Consider the following 25,763-nt stretch of genomic DNA (forward strand, 5'->3'; position numbering starts at 1 on the left):
GGATCGACCGAGCGGTCAGCGTTGAAGGACCGTGCCGGTCCTGTCCAGATCGGACCGGCCCCCGCGGCTTTACGAAACCGGCGGATCTTCTCGGAGAAATTCCCCGGGCTTCAGGGCTGACCCGACAGTCGCTCGATCAGGGCCGCGATCCAGACCAGGGCCGCGATCCCCTGGGCGGAGAAGGTCCCGGCCGAGGCGAGATCCTTGACGATGCCGATCTTCGGGTGCCGGGCCGGGTGGAGGTGGTCGCAGAGCTTCTCCACCGCGGTGTTCAGGAACTCGGCGGCGAGCATCAGGAGCAGGCTCGCCACCAGGGCGACCCGGACCCAGAGGCCCGACCCGAGGAGGAGGGCCAGGGGAACCCCGAGGGCGAGGAGCGCGAGTTCCAGGCGCACCGCCCGCTCGGTCCGGGCGCCGTGCACGAGGCCGTGCCAGGAATTCAGGAAGGCGAGGTAGAGGGCGTGCATGTCCGGGCGCTGTCTCAGGGCGCCGCCGGAGCGCCGCGGGCGATCCACTTCGCCACGATCGGCCCCGTCACCAGCACCACGAACAGCCGGAGGGTCTGCACCGCCAGCACGAAGGAGACGTCGACCTTCGAGCCGACCGCGATGATGGCCACCGAATCGAGACCGCCCGGGCTGGTGGCGAGGTAGGCGGTGAGGAAGTCGACGGGCAGCAGAAAGGTCAGGCCGTAGGCCCAGCCGCCGCACAGGGCGATCACGCCGAGGGTGGCCACGACGATGCCCGGCATGGCGCTGAGCGTCTCGCGCAGGGTCTCGCGCCGGAAGCGCAGGCCGACATACCAGCCGATGGTGGCGTAGGCGAGGTCGAGGATCGGCATCGGCAGGGCCATGGAGACCAGGCCGCAGGCGTGCAGGGCGGCGCCGAGCAGCATCGGCCCGGTCAAGGCGAAGGCCGGAAGGTGCAGGAGCTTGGCGAGGCCGGCGCCGCAGGCGGCGACCGCCAGGGTCGCCAGGAGGGCGAGCGGGGCCACCGTGACGGGATCGGAGGCCGGGACCACGTCGGAGACGTTGGTGAGCAGGCGCGCCATGACGGAGGCCGAGAGCACCACGGCGACCACGCGCACGTACTGCATGAAGGCGACGAGGCGCGGATCGGCGCCGTATTCCTCCGACATCGCCACCATGGCGGCGGCGCCGCCGGGCGACGAGCCCCAGGCGGCGGTCGACCCCGGCAGGATGCGCAGGCGGGTCAGGGCCCAGCCGACCGCCCCGCCGACCAGGACGGTGACGAGCACCACCGCGAGGATGAGGAAGCCGTCATCCACCACGGTGCCGACGATCTCGGCCGTCACCGTGTGGGCGACGAGGCAGCCGATCATCGCCTGGGCGGCCTGGAAGCCGGATTTCGGCACCGACAGGTTCGCGCCCCCGACCCCGAAGGCGATCGCCGCCACCATCGGCCCGAGCAGGAGGGCCGCCGGGAAATGCGCGCGGTCGAGGCCGTAGGCCAGCAGGCCGGAGGCGCCGAGGAGGGCCGCCCAACGGCCGATGAAGCGCAGTGAGAGCACGGTGATGCCGGGAATGGGCCGGGCAGGGAACGCCCGTCGCGCCGGGCGCTACACCGGATCGCTCACGCTGTCACGGCGCCCGGCGCGCGGACGGGGCATGCCGTCGTCCCGGCAGGCCGTGGTGCCCGCCGGCGCGTGGGCCCGGAAGAACGCCGCCAGGTGCGCGAGCCCGTCGGCCCGCGGATCGCTGGTGCGCCAGGCCAGGGCGACGGTGCGCCCCGGCCCGTCCACGTCGAAGCTGCGCGTCACCGTGAGGCCGCTGGGATCGGGACCGGAGGGCACCGCCAGGGCCGGGAGCAGGGTGTAGCCCGCCCCCGCCGCCACCATCGAGCGCAGGGTCTCCAGGCTGGTGGCGTGGCGCCCGGCGGCCGAGCCGGCCCCGCAGGCCGCCACGGTCTGGTCGCGCAGGCAGTTGCCCTCGTCGAGGAGGAGCAGGTCGGGGCCGGCGATGTCGGTGGCGCGCAGGGCGCCGCCGCGGGCGAGGGGATGCTCGGCCGGGCAGGCGAGCTGGAACGGTTCGACGAAGAGGGGCGACACCGTGAGCCCGGATGCCGGCACCGGCAGGGAGATCAGGGCGGCGTCGATGCGCCCGTTGTGCAGCCCTTCGAGGATCTCGGCCGTGCGCGCCTCGCTCAGGGCGAGGGCGAGGAGCGGGAAGTCCTGGCGCAGGGTCCGCAGGATCAGGGGAAACAGGTAGGGCCCGAGGGTCTGGATCGCCGCCAGGACGAGGCGGCCGGTGAGCGGCGCGCCGCGCCCCTCGCTCGCCAGCACGAGGAGGCGCTGGGCCTCCGCCATGACGATACGGGCCTGCCGCACGATGGTCTGCCCGGCCGGTGTCAGCATCACCCGGCGGTTGCCGCGCTCGAACAGGGCGAGGCCGAGGAGGTCCTCCAGCTTGCGGACCTGGACGCTGAGGGTCGGCTGGCTGACGTTGCAGCGCTCGGCAGCCCGGCCGAAATGCATCTCCTCCGCCACGGCGACGACGTATTCGAGATCCCGCAGGGACAGGCCGGACATATTCATAGGCTGTGACTATCATCGCGTTCGCCACGATGCATTAGCCAAATCGCTCGCGGCGGGCCATAACGCTGTCTCAGAACCATTCCAGGTTTTCAGCCAAGGTCTGGATGCGGCCACCGCCGCGTCGATCTGTTCCGAACGAGAGAGCACCGCATGAGCGATCAGCGCCCGATTCTCACCACCCGCCAAGGCCACCCGGTTCGCGACAACCAGAGCACCCGGACGGTGGGCGAGCGCGGCCCGGCGACCCTCGAGAACTACCAGTTCATCGAGAAGATCACCCATTTCGACCGGGAGCGGATTCCGGAGCGCGTGGTCCACGCCCGCGGCGCCGGCGCCCACGGCTACTTCGAGGCGTATGGCAAGATCGGCAACGAGCCCGCCTCCAAGTACACCCGCGCCCGCGTCCTGAACGAGACCGGCGTGAAGACCCCGATGTTCGTGCGCTTCTCCACCGTCGCCGGCGCCAAGGAGTCGCCCGAGACCGAGCGCGACCCGCGCGGCTTCGCGGTGAAGTTCAAGACCGTCGACGGCAACTGGGACCTGGTGGGCAACAACCTCAAGGTCTTCTTCATCCGCGACGCGATCAAGTTCCCCGACATGATCCACGCGTTCAAGCCGGACCCGGTGACCAACCGCCAGGAGGCGTGGCGCTTCTTCGACTTCGTGGCGCAGCACCCCGAAGCCATCCACATGGTGACGCACCTGAAGTCGCCCTGGGGCATCCCCGCCAACTATCGCGAGATGGAGGGCTCGGGCGTCAACACCTACAAGCTGGTCAACGACCAGGGCGAAGCGGTGCTGTGCAAGTTCCACTGGGAGCCCAAGCAGGGCATCCGCAACCTGACCTCGGCCCAGGCGTCCGAGATCCAGGCCAAGGATGTCGGCCACGCCACCCGTGACCTCTACGACAACATCAAGGCCGGCAACTTCCCCGAGTGGGAGTTCTGCGTGCAGATCATGCCCGACGGCCCGAACGACCACCTGTCGTTCGATCCCCTCGACGACACCAAGCTCTGGCCGGTAGAGAACTTCCCCCTGTTGCCGGTGGGCCGCATGGTGCTGGATCGCGTGCCGGACAACTTCTTCGCGGAAGTCGAGCAATCGGCCTTCGGCACGGGCGTCCTCGTGGACGGCATCGACTTCTCGGACGACAAGATGCTCCAGGGGCGCACGCTGTCCTACTCGGACACGCAGCGCTACCGCGTCGGCGCCAACTACCTGCAGCTGCCGATCAACGCCCCGCAGCCGGGCGTGAAGGTCTATTCGAACCAGCGCGACGGCCAGATGACCTACGGCGTCGACGGCACGGGTCCGAACCGCCACATCAACTACGAGCCTTCGACCCTGGCCGAGGGTCTGCGGGAGGCTCCCAAGCCCGCCAAGGACTACCACCAGCCGGTCCAGGGCAACCTCGGCCGCTACCAGACCTCGCGCACCGAGGACGACTACACCCAGGCCGGCGTGCGCTACCGCTCGTTCCAGGATTGGGAGCGCGACGACCTGATCGCCAACCTCGTCGGCGACATGAAGCAGTGCCCGGAGCCGATCCAGCTGCGGATGGTCTGGCATTTCCTCCATGCCGATGAGGATTACGGCCGCCGCGTCGCCGAGGGTGCGGGCATCGACCTGGAGAAGGCCCGTGCCCTGCCGCCGCTGCCGGGCCGCGCGGCTCCGGGCCAGCGCCTCCAGGCCGAGACCTATACCGACGGCAGCCAGGCCCACAGCATCGCCGCCGAATAGACCGCCCTTCCCATAACGGAGACTGATCGAGTCCCGCAGGGTCAAGCGACCCTGCGGGACTTTTTCGTTGGTCGGTCCCCGGTGCACGGCAGGTCCAGGGCGGATCGGAAGGAGCCCTCAACGGAGGGGTCGACGCGACGACATCCATCGGGACGCGAGGCGAATAGATCGCGCGACGGTCGCGAACCTCGGGATTCGTCTTCTGGGAACGCTGAGCACTGACGCTTGTCGGGCAGTCTATTCGGCGGCTCTTATTGTGATGAGCGAAGGTGTTTCCAGAACTGAGCACGATATGTTTACAGATCGGGTCGCTAAATGCCAGGCATGAGGAAGTTTCAGGCTATTGCGGCGCGGGACTAGAGATCGGCATTGATCGCGAACCAGAAAAACTCCGTCGAAACGATCATCGAGCGCGATCGGGCGCGCGCGGTTCTGCGGGGCATGCCCGCGACGCTGATCGCGAACGTTCTGGTCTCGGTGTCCCTCGGCGGAATGATGTGGGACCTCGTGCCGCGTGGGCTCATCCTCGCCTTCGTCGGCCTCAACGGTCTGCTCAATCTCGCCCGCGCTCTGATCGCCGCCCGATGGCTGAAGCGGGACCACGCCACCCGGCACCCGGGCCGGATCCTGGCCTTTGCGTGGATCGGGGCCCTGTTCTCGGGCCTGTGCTGGGCGGTGGCCCTGATCGGCCTCGCCTGGAACGGACAGACCCAGTCCGTCGCGATCGCCCTGGCCTTCTGGAGCCTGAACGTCGGGGTCATCCAGAGCAAGGTGTCCCGCGCGCCCGCCATCGCCTTCATGCTTCCGAGCCTCACGATCCTGACGGTCCTGTTCCTCGTCGAGGACGCGCCGAGCTCGCCGTTCATCGCCGCGAACCTGATCGTCCTCGCGGTGCTGATGATCCGCAACGCGACCGATCAGGAGATGCATTACCTGCGGTCGAGCCGCCTGAAGCTGGAAGCCACGGAGCTGGCCGCATCGCTGAAGGCCGCCAACATCGCGGCGGAACAGGCCCTGCGCCGGGTGGAATACGCGGCGACCCACGATCACCTGACCGGCCTGCTCAACCGGGCCGCCTACCAGACAGCCTTCGAGGCGTGGTTGAGGGACGGGGCGGCGCATGGGAGGGGATTTTCGGTTCTGCTGATCGATCTCGACCGCTTCAAGGTCATCAACGACACCTTCGGGCATGCCGTGGGCGACGAGGTCCTGGTGGAGGCGGGCGCACGCCTGAGGCGGATTCTCGGAGAGGATGCCGTGGTGGCCCGCCTCGGCGGCGACGAGTTCGCAGCCCTGATTTCCAACCGGTCCGGCAAGGAGGACGGGCCGAGGCTGGCGGGGGAGATCGTGGCGCAGCTCGCCGTCCTCGTCACGGGATCCGGCCGGACCCTGCAGGCCGGGGCCAGCGTCGGCATCGCCCGGTATCCGGGTGACGCCCACACCCTTACCGACCTGCAGTGCCAGGCCGATCTTGCCCTTTATGCCGCCAAGACGGCGGGACGCGGCACCTGGCGCCCCTTCCACGCGAGCATGGGCGCGCAGCTGAAGGCCCGCCACGTCATCGAGCGGGATCTCCCCGAGGCGCTGGAGAGCGGAGCAGTCCAGGCCTGGTTCCAGCCGCAGCTCGACTGCGAAACCGGGCTCGTCATGGGCGTCGAGGCGCTCCTGCGCTGGAAGCATCCGGCGCTGGGCTGGATCTCTCCCCCGGACGCGATCGCCGCCGCCGCCGCCACCCGTCGATCGCAGGCCCTGACCCGAACCATCCTGCGGCAGGCCTGCCGCATGGCGCAGGTTCTCGACGCGAACGGGCACGAGTCCGTCGTGGTCTCGGTCAACGTCTCGCCCAACGAGTTCGGGGCCTATCCGATCGCCGACATGGTGGCGGCCGAACTGACCGGGCACGGCCTGTCCGCCGCCCGGATCGCCCTCGAGATCACCGAGGAGGCGGTCTACTCGAACGAGCGCGGCGGCAAGGACGTCGACGCCCTGATCGACATGGGGGTGGGCATCATCGTGGACGATTTCGGGGTGGCCTACTCGTCGGTCGGGTCGCTGCGCGACCTGCGCTTCGACGGCCTGAAGGTCGACCGGAGCTTTATCCAGGGGATCGTCGACAGTCCCCGGGACCGCGTGCTCCTGGAGGCCATCCTGGCCTTCGCCCGCACCCTCGGGGTGACGGTCCTGGCGGAGGGGGTGGAGACGAACGCGCAGTTCCAGCTGCTGCGCCAGCTCGGATGCCCGGCCGTACAGGGCTACCACTTCGCCCGGGCCATGCCGTCGACGCAGACCCTGGCCTGGATCACCGAGAACGATCTCACCACGCGCATCGCCCGGCAGGGCTGGGCGGCCAGCGGTTGGACGATCGCGGCGCACCCCGCGGTCGCGCAGGCCTGATCGCCGAAACCGAAAAAAGGCCCGCTCGATCGCTCGAGCGGGCCTGATGGCGGGGGCGGGGGCGCGGTGCGCCGCCCGGGTCTCACCCCAAATCTTACTCGGCGGCGGTCTTCGCGGCGCTCTTGGCGGCCTTCTCGGCCTTGCGGGCGTCCTTGTTCGCCTTCGAGGCATCGGCCTTGGCGGCCTTCTCGGCGGGGCGGTCGGCGCGCTCGACGATGCGGGCGGACTTCCCGCGACGGTCGCGCAGGTAGTACAGCTTGGCGCGACGCACCTTGCCGCGACGGACGACGGCAATCGAATCGATCAGCGGCGAGTAGAGCGGAAACACGCGCTCGACGCCCTCGCCGTAGGAGATCTTGCGGACGGTGAAGCTCTCGTTGAGGCCGCCGCCGGAGCGGCCGATGCACACGCCCTCGTAGGCCTGCACGCGGGTGCGCTCGCCTTCCTTCACCTTGACATTCACGGTCACCGTGTCGCCGGGCTGGAAATCGGGGATGGTCTTGCCGAGCGAAGCGATCTGCTCCTGCTCCAGCTGCTGGATGATGTTCATGGTCAAGTTCCTGCCGGTGCGCGCCCGAGGCCCCCGGATGGGACCGCGTGCGTCAGGATTTCGGCATCCTGTTTTGAGTTGAGGCGGGCCTTACACGAGGTGCGGCCCCTTGTCCAATGGCCGGTGAACGTCCCCCCGCGCGGGCGGCGTGGCGCGGACGCGGTTGAGAAAATCCCGCGCGCGGTCCACATGGAGGGTGCGGCGGGGACGTCCGCCGCCATTCCCGGCCGGCCTTGAACCGGCGCAGCGGACGAGGATCCTGTCCACCATGTTCATCCAGACCGAAGCCACTCCGAACCCCGCCACCCTGAAGTTCCTGCCCGGCCGGGTCGTCCTGCCCGAGGGCACCTTCGAGGCGCGCGATTCCGAGGCCGCCGCCCGCTCGCCCCTGGCGAGCCGGCTCTTCGACGTGCCCGGCGTCTCGGGCGTCTATCTCGGTCACGACTTCATCTCGGTCACCAAGGCCGAGGACGACAACCTGTGGCCGCAGGTGAAACCGGCCGTTCTCGGGGCCATCATGGAGCACTTCCAGTCCGGCGCCCCGCCCCTGGCCGAGGGCCACGTCGCCGGCAGCGACGACGCCGAGGAGTTCTTCGACCCGGCCGACCTCGAGACCGTCGAGACGATCAAGGACCTGCTCGAGACCCGCGTGCGCCCCGCCGTGGCCAGCGATGGCGGCGACATCACCTTCCGGGGCTACAAGGAAGGCGTGGTCTACCTGGAGATGAAGGGCGCCTGCTCGGGCTGCCCGTCTTCCACCGCGACCCTGCGCAACGGCGTGCAGAACCTGTTCCGCCACTTCCTGCCGGAGATCCGCGAAGTCCAGGCGATCTGAGGCCCGACATTCCGGCGGGCCGACGCAAAGCCGCAACAGGTTCGCCCGAATTTCTCCACGATGGCCGCTCCGCCCTGACGGAGCGGCCGTTTTTGTCTTAAAGTCGTGGCCCCGGACGCCTTCGCGCGGTCCGGGAGTGTGGCACGATCGGGAGTGAGTTTGCGTATCCTCGCCATCGACACGGCGCTCGACGCCTGTTCCGTCTGCATCGCCTCGGATTCGACCGACGATCTCCTCGCGCACGAGTCGATGGTCCTCGGCCGCGGCCATGCGGAGGCGCTGCTGCCGATGATCGAGCGGGTCGTCGCCCGGGCCGAGGGCGGCTTCGAGGCCCTGGACCGCGTCGCCGTGACGGTCGGGCCGGGCAGCTACACGGGCCTGCGGGTGGGGCTCTCGGCCGCCCGGGCCGTGGGGCTGGCCACCGGCATCCCCGTGGTCGGCGTCACGACCCTGTCGGCCCTGCTGGCGCCCCTGCTCGCCCAGAACGGCGAGGGCCTGATCGTGGCCGCGATCGATGCCCGGCACGGATCGGTCTACCTTCAGGCGATGAGCATGACGGACGGGATCGTCGTGCCGCCGAGCCACCTCCCGGTGACCGAGGCGGCGGCGATGCTCGACGGCGTCGTCACCCTCGTCGGCTCCGGCGCGCCCCTGGTCGCCCAGGCGGCGAAGGCCCGGGGCCTCGACGTGGCGGTCGCCGGCACCGGCGCGGCCGAGATCGCCTGGGTCGCCTCGCTCGGCATGCTGGCGGACCCCGCCCAGGCGCTGGCGCGTCCCCTCTACCTCCGCGGTCCCGACGCCCAGCCGCAAGACCACGCGAGGCTCGCCCGCCGATGACCCGTTCGCTGACGCCGTTCTGGCCCTTCGAGATCTGGTCCGCCTGGTGGGAAGCCTGGGGCACGGCGCCCTACGTCACGCTGCTGCGGGATTCCGGCCAGGCGCGGGCCCTGGCGCGCATCCACGCCACCGCCTTCGCGCGGCCCTGGGACGCGTACGAGTTCGAGCGCATGCTGTGCGAGCGCTCGACCGAGGCGCATGCCCTGTGGAAGAACGGTGCGATCCAGGGCTTCGTCCTGTCGCGCCGGGTGGCCGACGAGGCCGAGATCCTCACCGTCGTGCTGGCGCCCGCCGCCCGCGGCGGCGGCCTCTCGCACAAGCTCGTCGCCGCCCATCTCGAGCACCTCGTCCAGTCCGGCGTCCGGACGGTCCACCTCGAGGTCGACGAGGGCAACGCGCCGGCCCTGAAGCTCTACGCGCGCCACGGCTTCCGGCAGGTGGGCGAGCGGACGGGGTACTACACCCGGGCCGACGGAACCCGCGCGACGGCCCTGACCATGACGGCGGTGCTGGCGTGACGCCACCCGGCGCACGCTAGCCAGCCGATGTCCCGCCTCGGCGCGTATTGCCGCCTGGCGCTCTGCGCCGTGGTCTTCCTCGCCATCGTGGGGCCTCACCTCCTCAGCCTGCGCTTCGGACGCGGCCGGATCGCGGCCTGGATGCCGGTGCTGTTCCACCAGGTGTTCGTCGCCTTGTTCGGCCTGCGGGTGACCCAGAGCGGCTCGCCGCCGGCGGCGGATGAACCGGCGCTCGTGCTGGCGAACCACGTCTCCTGGCTCGACATCATCGTCCTCGGCTCCCTGCGGCCGCTGTCCTTCGTGGCGAAGTCCGAGATCGCCGGCTGGCCCGTCATCGGCACCCTGGCGCGGCTGCAGCGCACGGTGTTCATCGACCGGGCGCGCCGGGCCGACACCGCCGCCGTCAACGCCACGGTGGCGCAGCGCCTCGGCCGCGGCGACCTCATCGTGCTCTTCGCGGAGGGCACCACCGGGGACGGCACCCGGCTGCTGCCGTTCCGCTCCTCGCTGGTCGGCGCCGCCCGCGCGGCGGTCTCCGGGGAGGGGCCCGCCCGCATCCGGCTCCAGCCGCTCGCCATCACCTATCCCCGCCGCAACGGCCTGCCGCTCGTCCGCCATCAGCGCCCGGAGGTGGCCTGGTACGGGGACATGGAACTGGCGCCCCATCTCGCCGCCTTCTTCGACGGCGGCCCCATCGACGTCCACGTGGTCTGGGGCGCGCCGATCACCGTCGAGGCCGGCACGGATCGCAAGCGCGCCACCGCCCTGGCGGAGGCCTCGGTGCGCGCCGCACTCCAGCGCGGCGTCACCGGCCGGCCACCCCTGGGGCCGGTCTGGTCGGGTCCGCGGATACGCCCCGGCATCAAGGATGGCGCATCGCCGGGGCGAGGGATCGCGACGCCGCAGACGAACCGTGCTATGCGCGGCGCGGAAGTGCTGTCACCGGAATCGGACCGTTGAAGAAAGCCTACGTCAAATCCTACGGCTGCCAGATGAACGCCTACGACGCCGCCCGGATGGCGGACGTGCTGGGTGCCGAGGGCTATGCGGCGACCGACGCGGTGGAGGAGGCGGACGTCGTCATCCTGAACACCTGCCACATCCGCGAAAAGGCCGCCGACAAGGTCTATTCCGAGCTCGGCCGGCTGCGGGTGCTCAAGGGTGAGCGGGCCCAGGCCGGGCACGAGACCCGGATCGTCGTCGCCGGCTGCGTCGCCCAGGCGGAAGGGGCCGAGATCCTGGCCCGCGCCCCCACCGTCGACGTGGTGGTCGGCCCGCAGAACTATCACCGCCTGCCGGACCTGCTGGCGCGCTCGGCCACGAAGCGCGTGGTCGACACCGAGTTTCCGGTCGAGGACAAGTTCGACCACCTGCCGGCCCGCCGCACCCACGGGGTCACGGCCTTCCTCACCGTGCAGGAGGGCTGCGACAAGTTCTGCGCCTTCTGCGTCGTGCCCTATACCCGCGGCGCCGAGGTCTCGCGCTCCGTGGACGCGATCCTGGCCGAGGCCGAGAAGCTGGTGCGCGGCGGCGTCCGCGAGATCACCCTCATCGGTCAGAACGTGAACGCCTATCATGGCCTGGGCCAGGACGGCGGGAGCGCGACCCTGCCGGCGCTGATGCGCGCCCTGGAGCGCCTCCCGGGCCTCCTGCGCCTGCGCTACACCACCAGCCATCCCAACGACATGAACGACGACCTCATCGCCGCCCACGGCACCCTGCCGGCCCTGATGCCCTACCTGCACCTGCCGGTGCAGTCGGGCTCCGACCGGGTGCTCAAGGCGATGAACCGCAAGCATACCGGCGACGCCTATCGCCGAATCATCGAGCGCGTGCGCGCGGCCCGGCCCGACATCGCCCTGTCCTCCGACTTCATCGTCGGCTTCCCCGGTGAGACGGACGCCGAGTTCGAGGACACAATGCGGCTGGTGCGCGAGATCGGCTTCGCCAGCGCCTTCTCCTTCAAGTACAGCCCGCGCCCCGGTACCCCGGCGGCCGACAGCGCCGATGCCGTGCCGGAAGCCGTGAAGTCCGAGCGCCTCGCCGCGCTCCAGGCCCTCCTCGACGCGCAGCGCCACGCCTTCAATGCGGCCGCGGTGGGGCACGTGGTCGAGGTGCTGGTGGAGAAGGCCGGCCGCCATCCCGGCCAGGTCGCCGGCAAGACGCCCCATCTCCTGCCGGTCCAGTTCGACGCGCCGGCCTCCACCATCGGCACCGTCGTTCCGGTGCGGGTGATCCGCGCCGGCTCGAACAGCCTGTTCGGCGAGGCCCTCGGCGGCACGGCGGCGGCGGCTTGAGGGCGCGTTCCGGCCCCGTCGGTCGATACGCCGCGCCGATCCGCCCCTGTCCGGCGCGCCCCGGGCGACCATCTCGGAATCATCTGCGCTGCGATGCGGCCTCGGACGGTTGGCGCGGACCCCCTGTAATGAATGAAGGACGACGGCGTGCCGGGATCTGAAGGGTCGAGTGGACGCGGTGGCGCGTTGCGCGGGCGCGGCCCGGCGGCGCGGATCGAGGGCCTGGTCGAGACCGAGGAGGTCTCCCTGACCTTCGACGACAATCGACTCGCGAGCCTGGTCTTCGGCCAGTACGACCAGAACGTCGCGCATATCGAACGGCGCCTAGCCGTGACCGCCACCGCGCTCGGCAACCACCTCGTGGTCAAGGGCGGCGTCGAGGCGGCCGAGAAGGCCCGCAAGGTGTTCGAGCGGCTTTATGCCCGGGTGAAGGCGAGCGGCCTGCCCCTGACCCTCGGCGACGTGGACGGGGCGATCCACGAGACGACGCAGCAGGGCAACCTGTTCCCGGCGGCGGAGGTCAGCGCCGAGCCCGACCGGGCCGTGTTCGACCAGCTCGCCACCCGCAAGCGCGGCGCGGTGCGTGCCCGCAACGCGGCGCAGGACGCCTACATCAAGGCCCTGCGCAGCCACGAGCTCGTCTTCGCCGAAGGGCCGGCCGGCACCGGCAAGACCTGGCTCGCCGTGGGCTACGCCGTGTCGCTGCTGGAACAGGGGCACGTGGAGCGCCTGATCCTGTCGCGCCCCGCCGTGGAGGCCGGCGAGCGTCTCGGCTTTCTCCCCGGCGACATGCGCGAGAAGGTCGACCCCTACCTGCGGCCGATCTACGACGCCCTCTACGACTTCATGGAGGCCCGCCACGTCGACCGCGGCCTGCAGACCGGCGTCATCGAGATCGCGCCCCTCGCCTTCATGCGCGGCCGCACCCTGACCAACGCCGTGGTGCTCCTCGACGAGGCGCAGAACACCACGTCCATGCAGATGAAGATGTTCCTCACCCGCCTCGGTGAGAATTCCCGCATGATCATCACCGGTGATCCCAGCCAGATCGACCTGCCGCCGGGCCAGAAATCCGGCCTCGTCGAGGCGGTGCGCGTCCTCGACGGCGTCGAGGGCATCGGCCGCATCACCTTCCGGGACGTCGACGTGGTGCGCCACGACCTCGTGCGCCGCATCGTCACCGCCTACGAGGCCGCGGCCCACGGGGAGGGCGACGCCGACCGCCAGACGGTCTCGCGCCGGAGGCCGCTGTCGTGAGCGCCGGCCGCGCCGGCGAGGCGGAGATCGACGTCGCGATCGAGGACCCGCGCTGGGAGAGCGTCGCGCCCGACCTCGAAGCCTTCGTGATTCGGGCCGTCGAGGCCGGCCTCGCCGTGGCCCCCGCGCCGCCCGAGGGGCCGGTCGAGATCAGCATCCTGCTGGCCACCGACGCGGTGGTTCAGGACCTGAATCGAACCTGGCGCGGCAAGGACAAGCCCACCAACGTGCTGTCCTTCCCGGCGCCGGCGCAACCCGCCCATGCGGGCATGCCGGTGCCCCTGGGCGACGTGGTTCTTGCGTATGACACGATGCTGCGCGAAAGTGCGGAGCAGTCGAAGCCGCTCAGCGATCATCTGGCCCATCTCCTCGTCCATGGCACCCTTCACCTCCTTGGTCAGGACCACGAGACCGGCGAGGCGGATGCCGACGCGATGGAAGCCCTCGAGGTCGCGGCCCTCCGTACCCTCGGCGTGCCCGATCCCTATGCGCCCGGCCCCTCTTCGGCAGAACCGCCTGCCGAGCGAGCGGCCCCGTGAGCGGCGATCCCGCCTGACACTCCAGATCAGAGAGACATGACAAACGATCGAAGTCGCGGCGCGGCCCAGGCCGCGCCCAGTTCCGGCGACGGTGAGAGCCAGGCCCGCGAGCCCTGGTACGACCGCCTCCTGCACGTCTTCCACCTTCGTCCACGCGATTCGCTGCGCGACGACATCGAGGACGCGCTGGCCGAGCCCGACACCGGCGAGAACGCGTTCTCGCCCCTCGAACGCGCCATGCTCAAGAACGTCCTCGGCCTGCACAAGGTGCGGGTCGACGACGTGATGATCCCCCGGGCCGACATCGTCGCGGTGTCGATGGAGACCAGCCTCGGCGATCTCCTGAAGCTGTTCCGCACGGCCGGGCATTCGCGCCTGCCGGTCTACGGCGAGACCCTCGACGACCCCCGCGGCATGGTCCACATCCGCGACTTCGTCGACCACATCGCGGCCCGGGCTGAGGCCGGCAGCCGTCGCACGCCGCCCGCGGCCCCGGCGACCGAGGGCGAGGCCGCCCCCGTGCTGCCGCCCCGGGCGCGGCGGGGCGCGCGGGCCCTGCGCACCCTCAACCTCGCCAATGTCGACCTCTCGGCCACCCTGGCCGCCACCCGCATCCAGCGCCCCGTGCTGTTCGTGCCGCCCTCGATGCCGGCCATCGACCTTCTGGTGCGGATGCAGGCGACCCGCACCCACATGGCCCTCGTCATCGACGAGTACGGCGGCACCGACGGCCTGATCTCGATCGAGGATCTGATCGAGGTGGTGGTGGGCGACATCGAGGACGAGCACGACGTCGCCGAGGGACACCTCGTCCAGCGCGTCGACGGGGAGGGCGACGTCTTCGTGGCCGATGCCCGGGCCGGCCTCGCCGAGGTCTCGGCCGCGAGCGGTGTCGACCTCGTAGCGGCCGTCGGGGAGATGGCCGAGGAGATCGACACCATCGGCGGTCTGATCGTGACCCTCGCGGGGCGGGTGCCCTCCCGGGGCGAGCTCATCAGCGGACCGGGCGATCTCGAATTCGAGGTGCTCGACGCCGATCCGCGCCGGGTGAAGCGCCTGCGCCTGCAGCGCGGCGACGCCCGCATCACCGCGGTGGTGCCTCTGGCGCTGCCCGCCCCGAAGCCCGCGCCCGAATCGCCGGCCGCGTGACGGAGTCGGCATGACCTCGATCCTCGCGGACCGCGCCGGGCGCGGTCCGGCGACGGGACCGCTCGCCGCCCTGGCCCAGTGGGTCATGCTGACCGCCGGCTGGCGCCGCCTCGCCGTCGCGATGGCCTCCGGCGCGCTGGGCGCCCTCGCCATGCCGCCCTTCGGGCTGTTCCCCGCCCTCGTGGTCTCCCTGAGCGTCGCCGTCTGGCTCGTCGACGGAGCTGCCACGGGGCGCCGGGCCACCCGCGGCGCGGTTCTCGCGAGCGCGGTGATCGGCTGGGCCTGGGGCTTCGGCTACCTCACCGCCGGCCTGTGGTGGCTCGGCTCCGCGTTCCTGGTGGAGGCCGAGGAATTCCTCTGGGCCCTGCCCCTCGGCGTCGTCGGCCTGCCGGCGGTGCTCGCCCTGTTCTACGCCTTCGGCTTCGCGCTGGCCCGCCTGCTCTGGTCGCGGGGGGCGCTGCGCCTCGTCAGCCTCGCGCTCGGCCTCTCCGCCTGCGAGTGGCTGCGCGGGCATCTCTTCACCGGCTTCCCCTGGAACACCCTGGGCATGGCGCTCGGCCAGAACCTCTGGCTGATGCAGGGCGCGGCCGTGGTCGGCCTCTACGGCCTGACCGTCCTGGCGATCCTCGTCGCGGCCGCGCCCGCGACCCTGGCGGTCGCCGAGACGTGGCGCGGCCGCTTCGTTCCCCTCGGCCTCGCCGCTCTCGCCCTCGCGGGGCTCGCGGGCTTCGGCGCCCGGCGGGTGCCGGCTATCGCGGATCCGGTGGTCCAGGGCGTGCGCCTGCGCCTCGTCCAGCCGAACCTGAACCAGGACGCCAAGTTCCGGCCCGAGAACCGCCAGGACATCCTCGACCGCTACCTCGAACTCAGCGACCGCGCCGCCGCGCCCGACCGCACCGGCATCGCCGACGTCACCCACGTGATCTGGCCGGAATCCGCCTTCCCGTTCCTGATCCAGCGCGACCCCGAGGCCCTGGCCCGGATCGCCGCCGCGTTCCCGCCGGGCAAGCAGCTCATCACCGGCGCGGCCCGGGCCGAGGTGCCGGTGGGCGACGAGCGACCGCGCTTCTTCAACAGCATCCTGACGCTCTCCGCCGGACCCAAATTCGGCGATATCTACGACAAGGTTCATCTGGTCCCCTTCGGCGAGTACCTGCCGGGCCCCCTCGACGCGACCCTGCGCGCCCTGCACATCCGGCAGTTCGTCTCGATTCCGGGGGGCTTCACGGCGGGTGACCGGGCGACCCAGCGGATCATGACCGTGCCGGGCCTGCCGCCGGTGGCGGCGACGATCTGCTACGAGGCGATCTTTCCGGGGGCGATCGTGCCCGGCGCGACGCCGAACGGTCCGCCGCCGGTGCCGGGGCTGATCCTCAACCTCACCAATGACGCCTGGTTCGGCGACACGCCGGGGCCGCGCCAGCACCTCGCCCAGGCGCGCCTGCGCGCCGTGGAGGAAGGGCTCCCCCTGGTCCGCGACGCCAATACCGGCATCTCGGCCGTGATCGACGCCCATGGCCGGATCACCGCCAGCCTGCCGCTGGGCGTCGAGGGCGTCCTCGACGCCGATCTTCCGGCGCGCCTGCCGGGCCGGACCCTCTATGCCCGCCTCGGCGACCTGCCCTTCGGTCTGGTCTGGGTCGGATCCTTCCTGACCCTCCTGGCGGCACGGCGGCGAAGCGCTTGAAGACCACCCTGCGGATCACGGCCCGCCCGATCCTTCTCGGTCTCGGCATCATGCTGGTCGCCTTCAACATGCGTCCGGCCCTGACGACCGTCGGCCCGCTCCTCGAGCGCATCCGGGCCGAAACGGCCCTGAGTGCGGCCGGGGCGGCGCTGCTCACCACGCTCCCGGTGCTCTGCATCGGCCTCGCCTGCACCCTCGGCCCCTGGGTGATGCGGCGCCTCGGCTCCGATCGCGGCGTGCTCCTCGCCGTGGCGGTGGTCGCCCTCGGCTCCGGCCTGCGCGGCCTCGGGGGGCTGGGACCGCTCTTCGTTGGCGCCTGCCTCGCCGCCCTTGGGATCGGTCTCTCGGGCGTGCTGCTGCCGGGCCTGGTCAAGCGCGACTTCCCGGGCCTGACGGGCGTCGTCACCGGTCTCTACACCATGGTGCTCTGCCTCGGCGCCGCGGCGGGCGCAGGCCTGTCGGTGCCCCTCGCCGACGGGCTCGGCGGCTGGCCCGCCGCGCTCGCCCTCTGGGCCGTGCCTGCCCTGGCGGCCACCCTCGCCTGGGCCCCCTTCGCCCGGGCACCTGAGACCGCCCCCGGCGCGGCGCGGCGGATCTCCCTATGGCGCGATCGTCTCGCGTGGCAGGTCACCGGCTTCATGGGCCTGCAATCGTCGCTGGCCTACATCATGTTCGGCTGGCTGCCCCTGGTGCTGCACGATCGGGGGCTCAGCGCGGTGGAAGCGGGCTTCGTGTCCTCGCTGATGAGCATCGGGCAGGCGCCGGCCGCGCTCCTGGTGCCGTCCTTCGCGGCCCGGGTCCGCGATCAGCGGGGCTTCGCGGCGGGCCTGCTCGCCCTCTGCGTGCTGGCCCTCGTCGCCCTGGTCTACGGCCCGCTCGCCTGGGCCCTGCCGATCGGGATGCTGCTCGGAGCCGGCCTCGGCGGCCTGTTCGGCCTCGGCCTCACGATCATCGTCCTGCGCGCCCGCGATCCGGCCACCGCCGGCAGCCTCGCGGCGATGTCCCAGAGCGTCGGATATACGGTGGCGTCCCTCGGGCCCTTGAGCTTCGGGCTGGCGCACGACTTGACGGGCACCTGGGCCGCCTCGACGGCCCTGTTCTGCACCATCGCGGCCGGCGCCTTCCTGTGCAGCCTGGGCGCGGGGCGCGACCGCTACGTGGGCAAGGCCTGACGGGCGGAGGGCCGACCGCCGTCGCCCCGCGGCGCCGGGAGCGATCACGCTCCCGTCCGGGCGCGCCCGGAGCGCGGCGCCCTCTGCGTCATGCAGGAGGGCGACGCGTGAGCGTGGTTCGTCAGAACACCTTTTCAGACGTGTCGCCGCGCGGGGTCGCGCCCGCGATGCCGGCCTTGGCATCGGCCTGCTCGGCGGCGCGCTTGTCGAGGGCGCGCTCCACCACCTTGGCGATGCCCACCATGATGGTGTCGAGGACGTAGTCCTTCGGGGTGTAGACCGCCGTGACGCCCATGTTCTTGAGCACCAGTTCGTCGTCGGGCGAGATGATGCCGCCGACCACCAGCGGGATGTGGTCGAGGCCGGCCTCGCGCATCTTGGCCCGGACGTCCCGCACCAGCGGTACGTGGCTGCCCGAGAGGATGGACAGGCCGACCACGTGGGCGCCGGTCGACTTGGCCTTGGCGACGATTTCGGCCGGGGTCTGGCGGATGCCGTCGTAGGTCACGTCGAAGCCGACGTCGCGGGCGCGCAGCGCGATCTGCTCGGCGCCGTTGGAATGGCCGTCGAGGCCGGGCTTGCCGACCACCAGCTTCGGGGTCTCGCCGAGACGCTCGCCGAGATCGGCGATCAGGAGCTTGGCGTCCTGGGCCGCCCCCGAGGAGATGGTCTCCAGGGTGACGCCGGTGGGGGCGCGGTACTCGCCGAAGACCTGGCGCAGGCGCCCGCCCCACTCGCCGGTGGTGACGCCGGCCTTCGCCGCCGCGATCGAGACCGGCATGATGTTGGCGCCCGAGCGCGCCGCAGCCTCGAGCGCGTCGAGGGCGGTCTCCACCGCCTTGCCGTCGCGCTTGGACCGCCACTCGCGGATGCGCTGCTCGGCCTCCATCTCCACCGTCTCGGAGACGGTGAAGATCGCGCCCTCGCCGGCGGTGAGGGGCGAGGGTTCGCCGGCCTGGAACTTGTTCACGCCGACCACGACCTGATCGCCGGCCTCGATGGCCGAGATGCGCCGGGCGTTGGATTCCACCAGGGCGCGCTTGAGGGCGCCGGTCTCAACCGCCGCCACGGCGCCACCGATGCCGCCGATCTCTTCGAGAGCCTGACGGGTCTCGGCCTTCAGGGCCTCGACCTTGGCGTCGATGACCTTCGAGCCGTCGAAGATGTCGTCGTATTCCAGGAGGTCGGTCTCGAAGGCGAGGATCTGCTGCATGCGCATCGACCATTGCTGGTCCCAGGGGCGCGGCAGGCCGAGGGCCTCGTTCCAGGCCGGCAGCTGCACGGCGCGGGCGCGCGCCCGCTTCGACAGGGTCACGGCGAGCATCTCGATGAGGATGCGGTGGACGTTGTTCTCGGGCTGCTGCTCGGTCAGTCCGAGCGAGTTCACCTGAACGCCGTAGCGGAAGATCCGCTTCTTCGGATCGGTGATGCCGTAGCGCTCCTGGGCGATCTCATCCCAAAGCTCGGAGAACGCCCGCATCTTGCAGATCTCGGTGACGAACCGCATGCCCGCGTTCACGAAGAACGAGATCCGGCTGAACACGTCGGCGAAGCTGGCCTCGTCGAAATCGGGGTCGTCGCGCACGGTGTCGAGCACCGCGATGGCGATGGCAAGCGCGTAGGACAGCTCCTGCACCGGCGTCGCCCCGGCCTCCTGCAGGTGGTAGGAGCAGACGTTCATCGGGTTCCACTTCGGCACTTCCTTGGTCGTGAACAGGATCACGTCCTTGGTCAGCCGGAGGGACGGCGCGGGCGGGAACACGTAGGTGCCCCGCGAGAGGTATTCCTTGATGATGTCGTTCTGGGTGGTGCCCTGAAGCCCTGCGAACGGCGCGCCCTGCTCCTCGGCCACCGCGAGATAGAGCGACAGCAGCCACGGCGCCGTGGCGTTGATCGTCATTGAGGTGTTCATCTGCTGCAGCGGAATCTGGTCGAACAGGGTCCGCATGTCGCCGAGATGCGCGATCGACACGCCGACCTTGCCGACTTCCCCCCGGGCGAGCTCGTGGTCAGGGTCGTAGCCGGTCTGGGTCGGCAGATCGAAGGCCACCGAGAGGCCGGTCTGTCCCTTGGCCAGGTTGCCGCGATAGAGCGCGTTCGACTCCTTGGCATTGGAATGACCCGCATAGGTGCGGATGATCCACGGCTTGTCGCGCTTGGTCTCGGCGACCGCTGCCTGTCCGCTCATCCCGGAACACTCCCTCAAGACTGAATTTGATGTGATCTCAAATTGCATTTGACTGCTGTCGATCACTTGCGGCGCACCCTAGCGAAGCGCGTTCGCCACGTCATCAGCACCAAAGACCATCCGCGGCAGCCCAGGTCCGCGCGGTCTCGTCGACGCCCTTGAACTCACGGAAACGTGCCGCCCATCGGGGGGACCGTGCGGTCCAACCCTGGTGCCGCAGCCCGGCCTTCCGGGGGCGATCCCAGCGACCTGTGGACAACTTCCGCAAAGCTGGGTGGGTCGGGTAGCCCCGTCGCACATCCGCGAATTGGACATTGGTACAAGGCGGCGTCGGGCCGTATCGCGGCGCTGCCGCGGGCGGCAGATCGTCGGGAGGTGGGCCACGGGCAGATAAGCCTATGTACGAAGGGCGCTAAAGGCCCGGTGCATCACGAGAATATTGAATACAGGATGCCGTCGGCTCAAGAAGTGGCCTCTTCTTGTGGGCGTGAAGGTTTCTTGGCCTCAGCCGAAAAGATTCTTGGGCGGTTCGGGCTCTTGGACGGCTCTCGGTTCGCCGATATAGCGAGCAGCACAAGAAGTGACGGGGAGAGCCAAGATGGCCGCGAGCGCTGCGTCGAGCACGACGGAACTGAAGGACCTGTACGAGATGGGCGAAGTGCCGCCCCTCGGGCACGTGCCGGCGAAGATGTACGCCTGGGCGATCCGGCGCGAGCGGCACGGGCCGCCCGAGCAGTCGCACCAGCTCGAGGTTCTGCCCGTCTGGGAAATCGGCGACGACGAGGTGCTGGTCTACGTCATGGCCGCCGGCGTGAACTACAACGGCGTCTGGGCGGGCCTCGGCGAGCCGATCTCGCCCTTCGACGTGCACAAGGGCGAGTACCATATTGCCGGCTCGGACGCCTCCGGCATCGTCTGGAAGGTCGGCGCCAAGGTGAAGCGCTGGAAGGTCGGCGACGAGGTCATCGTCCACTGCAACCGCGACGACGGCGACGACGAGGAGTGCAACGGCGGCGACCCGATGTTCTCCCCCTCCCAGCGCATCTGGGGTTACGAGACCGGCGACGGCTCCTTCGCCCAGTTCTGCCGGGTGCAGTCGCGCCAGCTCATGGTGCGCCCCAAGCACCTGACCTGGGAGGAGGCGGCCTGCTACACGCTGACCCTCGCTACCGCCTACCGCATGCTGTTCGGTCACGCCCCGCACACCGTGCGCCCGGGCCAGAACGTCCTGGTCTGGGGCGCCTCGGGCGGTCTCGGCGTGTTCGCCGTGCAGCTCTGCGCCGCCTCGGGCGCCAACGCCATCGCGGTGATCTCCGACGATTCCAAGCGCGACTACGTCATGAGCCTGGGCGCCAAGGGCGTGATCAACCGCAAGGAATTCGACTGCTGGGGCCAGCTGCCGAAGGTGAACTCGCCTGAGTACAACACCTGGCTCAAGGAAGCCCGCAAGTTCGGCAAGGCGATCTGGGACATCACCGGCAAGGGCAATGACGTCGACATCGTGTTCGAGCATCCGGGCGAGTCGACCTTCCCGGTCTCGACCCTGGTGGCCAAGCGCGGCGGCATGATCGTGTTCTGTGCCGGCACCACGGGCTTCAACATCACCTTCGACGCCCGCTACGTCTGGATGCGCCAGAAGCGCATCCAGGGCTCTCACTTCGCCCACCTGAAGCAAGCCTCGGCCGCCAACCAGTTCGTCCTCGACCAGCGCATCGACCCGTGCATGAGCGAGGTCTTCCCCTGGGAGAAGATCCCCCAGGCCCACACCAAGATGTGGAAGAACCAGCACGCCCCGGGCAACATGGCCTGCCTCGTCAACGCCCCCCGCGCCGGCCTGCGCACGGTCGAGGACGTGATCGAGGCCGGAAAGCGCTAGGCGACTGAAGCCATCACGGCCCGCCCGTTTCGGCGGGCGGGCTCGGAGCGACCCTCACCTGCCCTTCTCGGAGGGCAGGTGTTTTGCGTATTCCTCACGCTCTTCCTTCTGCTTGATCAGGTCCGCGTAGGCTTGGCGCATCTCGGGCGACACTGTCACCGAGCGCGCTTTCTCCTTCTTGCGCTTGGGCGCTTTCTTGAACTGGTTGGTGGTCTCGGTCATCGCCGCCCCTCGTGTCGTGCCGAACAGGGAGCATACGCTCGATGCGCGACGATCGCGAGACGCGCGGACCCCGTCTTTCAGGGGCGCCCCCTGGCTGTTAGATATCGCCCAAGCGCGACGCCCCGACCGTTCCTGGGAGAGGCCGCCGCGCATCGCGAGACCACGGCTACCGGCATCATGGAAAAATTCATCACCCTGGAGGGCGTCGCGGCGCCCATGCGGATCATCAACGTCGACACCGACCGGATCATCCCGAAGCAGTATCTCAAGACCATCAAGCGCACCGGCCTCGGCAAGGGCCTGTTCTCGGAAATGCGCTACCACGACGACGGCTCCGAGAACCCGGATTTCGTCCTGAACAAGCCGGCCTACCGCAACGCCAGGATCCTCGTGGTCGGCGACAATTTCGGCTGCGGCTCGTCGCGCGAGCACGCGCCCTGGGCTCTGACCGATTTCGGCATCCGCTGCGTCATCTCCACGAGCTTCGCCGACATCTTCTTCAACAACTGCGCCAAGAACGGCATCCTGGCGATCACGGTCTCGCCGGAAGACCTGGAGAAGCTGTTCGAGGATGCGGAGCGTGGCTCCAACGCGACCCTGTCGGTGGATCTCGAGGCCCAGACCATCAAGGGGCCCGACGGCGGCACCCTGCACTTCGACATCGATCCCGGCCGCAAGGAGAGCCTCCTGAACGGCCTCGACGAGATCGGCCTGACCCTGAAGCGGGCGCCCGCCATCGACGCCTACGAAGAGAAGCTCGCCGCGCGCGGCTTGGCCTGAATTCGGGCGAACCCGGCCCTCCGCCCGATCGCAGCGCGGTTGGGCTCGGGGTGGCCGGGTCCGGAGGGCGACCGCCCCGGAGCATTCCGCTCCGGCCTCAACCGTTCGTTAACCCTGGTATCGCCTGAATCGGCGATCACAGTTTCGACGAACGCATTGGCGGAGAACACGATGGCATTCGGCCGATCGGGTAAGACGGCGACCCTCTCCTGCGGAGCGGCCGCGGCCCTCCTGGCGATCTGCGCCCCGGCCCGGGCCGACTTCCAGGATTGCCTCGGCAGCCTGCAGGCGCAGGCCGCCGCGCAGGGCATCTCGGCCCAGACCTTCCGTGCGGCGACGGCCGGGATCACCTACGACGAGAAGGTGCTGGAACTCTCTCAGGCTCAGCCCGAGTTCAAGACGCCGATCTGGGACTACATGGCCGCCCTCGTGGACGAGGAGCGCGTCGACGATGGCAAGGCCGCCATGCGCCAGCACGCGCAGGCCCTGGCCAATGCGGAGGCTCGCTACGGCGTCGACCGGCACACCATCGCGGCGGTCTGGGGCGTCGAGTCGAACTTCGGGAAGAACCTCGGCAAGATGCCGCTGGTGCAGTCCTTTGCCACCCTGATCTGCGCCAATCATCGCCGGAAGGAGTTCTTCAAGGGCGAGCTGATGGCGACCCTGAAGATCATCGAGCGCGGCGATATCGATCCCTCCCGCTTGAACGGCTCCTGGGCCGGCGCCTTCGGGCAGACCCAGTTCATGCCCACGACCTATCAGCGCCTCGCCGTCGACGGGGACGGCGACGGGCGCCGCGACCTCGTCGATTCGGTGCCGGACGCGGTTGCCTCCACGGCGAACTTCCTGCGCGTGGCCAAGTGGAACAACGGCCAGCCCTGGGGTTACGAGGTGAAGGTGCCGCGCGGCTTCAATGCCGGCGCGGCGGGGCGCAAGAACAAGAAGGCGATCGCCCACTGGGCCTCCCTCGGCGTCACCCGCATCGACGGCCGTCCACTCTCGGGCGAGGGACCTGCCGGTATCCTGCTTCCGGCCGGCATCGACGGACCGGCCTTCCTGGTGACGAAGAACTTCGACGCGCTCTATTCCTACAACGCCGCCGAATCCTACGGTCTCGCCATCGCGGTGCTGTCCGACCGCCTCCGCGGTCGCGGCGGCATCCAGGCCGACTGGCCCACCGACGATCCGCCGCTGTCGCGGGCCGAGCGCCGCGACCTGCAGGCCCGCCTGACCAAGCGAGGCTTCGACGTCGGCGAGCCGGACGGTAAGGTCGGGTCCAAGACCCGCGACGCCATTAAGGAGGTCGAGCGCAGCCTCGGCATGCCGCCCACCGGCCGGCCCGGGGCCAAGGTTCTGGAGGCGCTGCGACGCGGATGAGCACACGCCGCCTGATCGACTCCGGCTCGCCCTTCGAGTCGGCCTACGGCTATTCCCGCGCCGTGGTGCAAGGCGGCTTCGTCTTCGTGGCCGGCACCACCGGCTACGACTATGCCACGATGACGATGCCGGTCTCGGCGGCCGACCAGGCCGAGGCCTGCTGGCGCACCATCGGCGACGTCCTGGGGCAGGCCGGGGCCGGGCTCGCGGACATCGTGCGGGCAACCTACTACGTGACGGATCGAACGGAGGCCGAGGCGGTACTCGGGGTCTGCGGCCGGAACCTGGCTGAGATCCGGCCCGCCGCCACGATCGTGATCGTCGCCGGCCTGTTGCGTCCCGAGATGAAGGTCGAGATCGAGGTCACGGCGCTGCTGCCGTAGGAGGGGTTCGTCCCATGGGTGGGCCGCTGATCGCACTCACCGGCGCCACGGGCTTCATCGGGCGGCACCTGCTGCGAAGCCTGTCGCAGCGCGGCTTTCGGGTGCGCGTCCTGCTCCGTCGGCCGGTCGAGGTCGCGGAGGGCGCGAGCAGCGCCGTCGTCGGCGACCTGACCCGGCCGATGAACATGGCCGCGGCCCTCGCAGGGGTCGACGCGGTGGTGCATTCCGCCGGATTGTCGCTGACCATGTCGGGCACGCCCGAGGACGATTTCCGGTCGTCCAATACCGAAGCGACCCTGCGGCTCGCCGAGGCCGCGGTTCGCGCCCGGGTCCAACGCTTCGTCTTCCTGTCCTCGATCCGGGCGCAGACCGGGATCTCAGCGGCCGGGATCGTGACGGAGTCCGATCTGGCCGCCCCGACCGACGCCTACGGGCGCTCGAAGCTCGCGGCCGAGGCGGCCCTGGCCGAGACGGGGCTCGACTGGGTCGCCCTGCGCCCCGTGCTGGTCTATGGCGCCGGCGTGAAGGGCAACGTCGCGACCCTTCTGCAACTGGCGCGCTCCGCCATGCCGCTGCCCCTCGCCAGCCTCAGGGGCCGCCGCTCCCTCGTCTCGGTGGAATCGCTGGCGCAGGCGGTTGCCGTGGCGCTCGAAGCGCCCGGTCCCTTGCGTCGCCCGCTCATCGTGGCCGAGCCCGACCCGCTGACGCCGGGCGAGATGGTCACGGCGTTGCGGGCCGGCTTCGGACGAAGCGCCGGCCTTCTGCCGACGCCGTCCGTGTTGCTGGGGCTCGCCTGTCGGATGGCCGGACAGGAGGCGGCCTATGCCCGCCTCTCGACCAGCCTCGTCGCGCGCGCGGATGGATTGGCCTCGCTGGGATGGAGGCCGGAGGGCACGGCGCGGGACGGTCTGGAACGCTTCGCCCGCAGCCAGACATGACGAAGGCCCGGCATCGCCTGCCGGGCCTCGACCGATGCGAAATTTTTCGCGGTCTGCCGGCTCAGCGGCGGACGTCGAGCACGTCGCCGGACCGGCTGTCGAGAACGACGGAGATGTCGTCGCCCCGGCGGTCCGAACCGCGGACGATCAGGCGCGGGCCGCGGCGGTCGACGCCGTCGACATCCACCAGACCCTCGCGGCGGGCGATGCGGGCGGCCTCACCGCGCGTCAGCTCGCTGCGCGGCGGGCCGCGATCGTCGTAGCCGCGGCGGTAGCCCGGATCGACCTGGACGCCGCCGGGACCGATGGAGATGCCCTGGGCGAAAGCGGGAGCGGCGGACAGGCCAAGGCCCAGGGCCACGAGGCTGCCAACCAGGCGCGTCGAACAAATTCGCATGATGTCTTCCCCTCTCTGACAGGCGCGCCGCCTCGATCCATTGCCGGCGCTGCGCATCCTTCAGTTTGGGGCC

General features: G+C 70.4%; 24 protein-coding genes. 17 read left to right on the forward strand and 7 right to left on the reverse strand.

Annotation, left to right across the window (positions count from 1 at the left end; genetic code table 11):
• Positions 1-110 precede the first annotated feature (110 nt).
• From ASG51_RS00245 to ASG51_RS00255, 3 genes are read right to left on the reverse strand one after another with little or no spacing between them, the layout of a single operon-like run.
• Positions 111-467, reverse strand: coding sequence for a diacylglycerol kinase (locus ASG51_RS00245; protein ID WP_056378896.1), 357 nt, complete (start codon positions 465-467; stop codon positions 111-113).
• Between the two features lie 14 nt (positions 468-481).
• Positions 482-1,531 (reverse strand): AbrB family transcriptional regulator, encoded by a 1,050-nt coding sequence (locus ASG51_RS00250; protein ID WP_056272936.1) that lies wholly within the window; start codon positions 1,529-1,531, stop codon positions 482-484.
• A gap of 48 nt (positions 1,532-1,579) precedes the next feature.
• Positions 1,580-2,554 (reverse strand): LysR substrate-binding domain-containing protein, encoded by a 975-nt coding sequence (locus ASG51_RS00255; RefSeq protein WP_056272934.1) that lies wholly within the window; start codon positions 2,552-2,554, stop codon positions 1,580-1,582.
• Between the two features lie 150 nt (positions 2,555-2,704).
• On the opposite strand from ASG51_RS00255, the gene ASG51_RS00260 reads away from it, so the two are divergent.
• On the forward strand, positions 2,705-4,294 hold the full coding sequence (locus tag ASG51_RS00260; protein WP_056378356.1) for a catalase: 1,590 nt from the start codon (positions 2,705-2,707) through the stop codon (positions 4,292-4,294).
• 441 nt (positions 4,295-4,735) lie between these two features.
• Entirely contained in the window at positions 4,736-6,688 is a 1,953-nt protein-coding gene (locus ASG51_RS00265; RefSeq protein ID WP_156389510.1) for an EAL domain-containing protein, read from the forward strand.
• Positions 6,689-6,782: 94 nt separating this feature from the next.
• Here ASG51_RS00265 and rplS read toward each other — a convergent pair whose 3' ends face one another.
• Positions 6,783-7,238: a 50S ribosomal protein L19 gene (gene rplS / locus ASG51_RS00270; RefSeq protein WP_056210896.1), complete on the reverse strand. Its 456-nt coding sequence runs from the start codon at positions 7,236-7,238 to the stop codon at positions 6,783-6,785.
• A gap of 268 nt (positions 7,239-7,506) precedes the next feature.
• On the opposite strand from rplS, the gene ASG51_RS00275 reads away from it, so the two are divergent.
• The 10 genes from ASG51_RS00275 (at position 7,507) to ASG51_RS00320 (ending at position 17,529) form a co-directional block, all read left to right on the forward strand.
• Complete coding sequence (locus tag ASG51_RS00275; RefSeq protein ID WP_056353627.1) at positions 7,507-8,073, forward strand: NifU family protein; 567 nt, start codon at positions 7,507-7,509, stop codon at positions 8,071-8,073.
• Between the two features lie 159 nt (positions 8,074-8,232).
• On the forward strand, positions 8,233-8,910 hold the full coding sequence (gene tsaB / locus ASG51_RS00280; protein WP_056210900.1) for a tRNA (adenosine(37)-N6)-threonylcarbamoyltransferase complex dimerization subunit type 1 TsaB: 678 nt from the start codon (positions 8,233-8,235) through the stop codon (positions 8,908-8,910).
• Positions 8,907-9,428, forward strand: coding sequence for a GNAT family N-acetyltransferase (locus ASG51_RS00285; protein ID WP_056272923.1), 522 nt, complete (start codon positions 8,907-8,909; stop codon positions 9,426-9,428). The genes tsaB and ASG51_RS00285 overlap by 4 nt, the downstream gene beginning before the upstream one ends.
• Before the next feature lie 27 nt (positions 9,429-9,455).
• The gene (locus ASG51_RS00290) at positions 9,456-10,388 is read left to right on the forward strand and encodes a lysophospholipid acyltransferase family protein (protein ID WP_082513808.1); all 933 of its coding nucleotides are present in this window, start codon (positions 9,456-9,458) and stop codon (positions 10,386-10,388) included.
• Entirely contained in the window at positions 10,385-11,725 is a 1,341-nt protein-coding gene (gene miaB, locus ASG51_RS00295) for a tRNA (N6-isopentenyl adenosine(37)-C2)-methylthiotransferase MiaB (protein ID WP_056378361.1), read from the forward strand. The genes ASG51_RS00290 and miaB overlap by 4 nt, the downstream gene beginning before the upstream one ends.
• A gap of 147 nt (positions 11,726-11,872) precedes the next feature.
• Positions 11,873-12,982, forward strand: a complete 1,110-nt coding sequence (locus ASG51_RS00300; protein WP_156389511.1) for a PhoH family protein — start codon at positions 11,873-11,875, stop codon at positions 12,980-12,982.
• Complete coding sequence (ybeY, locus tag ASG51_RS00305; protein WP_056378363.1) at positions 12,979-13,521, forward strand: rRNA maturation RNase YbeY; 543 nt, start codon at positions 12,979-12,981, stop codon at positions 13,519-13,521. The genes ASG51_RS00300 and ybeY overlap by 4 nt, the downstream gene beginning before the upstream one ends.
• 36 nt (positions 13,522-13,557) lie before the next feature.
• Positions 13,558-14,670, forward strand: a complete 1,113-nt coding sequence (locus ASG51_RS00310; RefSeq protein ID WP_056353641.1) for a hemolysin family protein — start codon at positions 13,558-13,560, stop codon at positions 14,668-14,670.
• A 10-nt stretch (positions 14,671-14,680) separates the two neighbouring features.
• Positions 14,681-16,357, forward strand: a complete 1,677-nt coding sequence (gene lnt, locus ASG51_RS00315) for an apolipoprotein N-acyltransferase (RefSeq protein WP_056378365.1) — start codon at positions 14,681-14,683, stop codon at positions 16,355-16,357.
• Positions 16,354-17,529: an MFS transporter gene (locus ASG51_RS00320; RefSeq protein ID WP_244480031.1), complete on the forward strand. Its 1,176-nt coding sequence runs from the start codon at positions 16,354-16,356 to the stop codon at positions 17,527-17,529. The genes lnt and ASG51_RS00320 overlap by 4 nt, the downstream gene beginning before the upstream one ends.
• Before the next feature lie 121 nt (positions 17,530-17,650).
• Here the strand turns inward: ASG51_RS00320 and ASG51_RS00325 are convergent, their stop codons facing one another.
• A complete protein-coding gene (locus tag ASG51_RS00325) occupies positions 17,651-19,717 on the reverse strand; it encodes a protein meaA (RefSeq protein WP_056353648.1) in 2,067 nt (688 codons plus the stop codon).
• A 598-nt stretch (positions 19,718-20,315) separates the two neighbouring features.
• On the opposite strand from ASG51_RS00325, the gene ccrA reads away from it, so the two are divergent.
• A complete protein-coding gene (ccrA, locus tag ASG51_RS00330) occupies positions 20,316-21,593 on the forward strand; it encodes a crotonyl-CoA carboxylase/reductase (protein WP_056210916.1) in 1,278 nt (425 codons plus the stop codon).
• Between the two features lie 54 nt (positions 21,594-21,647).
• Here ccrA and ASG51_RS24535 read toward each other — a convergent pair whose 3' ends face one another.
• Complete coding sequence (locus ASG51_RS24535) at positions 21,648-21,815, reverse strand: hypothetical protein (RefSeq protein ID WP_200917632.1); 168 nt, start codon at positions 21,813-21,815, stop codon at positions 21,648-21,650.
• A 177-nt stretch (positions 21,816-21,992) separates the two neighbouring features.
• Between ASG51_RS24535 and leuD the strand changes: the two genes are divergently transcribed.
• The 4 genes from leuD (at position 21,993) to ASG51_RS00350 (ending at position 25,293) form a co-directional block, all read left to right on the forward strand.
• On the forward strand, positions 21,993-22,595 hold the full coding sequence (gene leuD / locus ASG51_RS00335) for a 3-isopropylmalate dehydratase small subunit (RefSeq protein WP_056378367.1): 603 nt from the start codon (positions 21,993-21,995) through the stop codon (positions 22,593-22,595).
• A 171-nt stretch (positions 22,596-22,766) separates the two neighbouring features.
• Positions 22,767-23,972, forward strand: coding sequence for a lytic murein transglycosylase (locus ASG51_RS00340; RefSeq protein WP_082487790.1), 1,206 nt, complete (start codon positions 22,767-22,769; stop codon positions 23,970-23,972).
• On the forward strand, positions 23,969-24,355 hold the full coding sequence (locus ASG51_RS00345; RefSeq protein ID WP_056378370.1) for a RidA family protein: 387 nt from the start codon (positions 23,969-23,971) through the stop codon (positions 24,353-24,355). The genes ASG51_RS00340 and ASG51_RS00345 overlap by 4 nt, the downstream gene beginning before the upstream one ends.
• A gap of 14 nt (positions 24,356-24,369) precedes the next feature.
• The gene (locus ASG51_RS00350) at positions 24,370-25,293 is read left to right on the forward strand and encodes an NAD-dependent epimerase/dehydratase family protein (protein WP_056378372.1); all 924 of its coding nucleotides are present in this window, start codon (positions 24,370-24,372) and stop codon (positions 25,291-25,293) included.
• A 61-nt stretch (positions 25,294-25,354) separates the two neighbouring features.
• Here the strand turns inward: ASG51_RS00350 and ASG51_RS00355 are convergent, their stop codons facing one another.
• Entirely contained in the window at positions 25,355-25,690 is a 336-nt protein-coding gene (locus ASG51_RS00355; protein WP_056378374.1) for a hypothetical protein, read from the reverse strand.
• Between the last annotated feature and the right edge of the window lie 73 nt (positions 25,691-25,763).

Source organism: Methylobacterium sp. Leaf465 (assembly GCF_001424705.1).
In the GTDB taxonomy this organism is placed as follows: Bacteria; Pseudomonadota; Alphaproteobacteria; order Rhizobiales; family Beijerinckiaceae; genus Methylobacterium.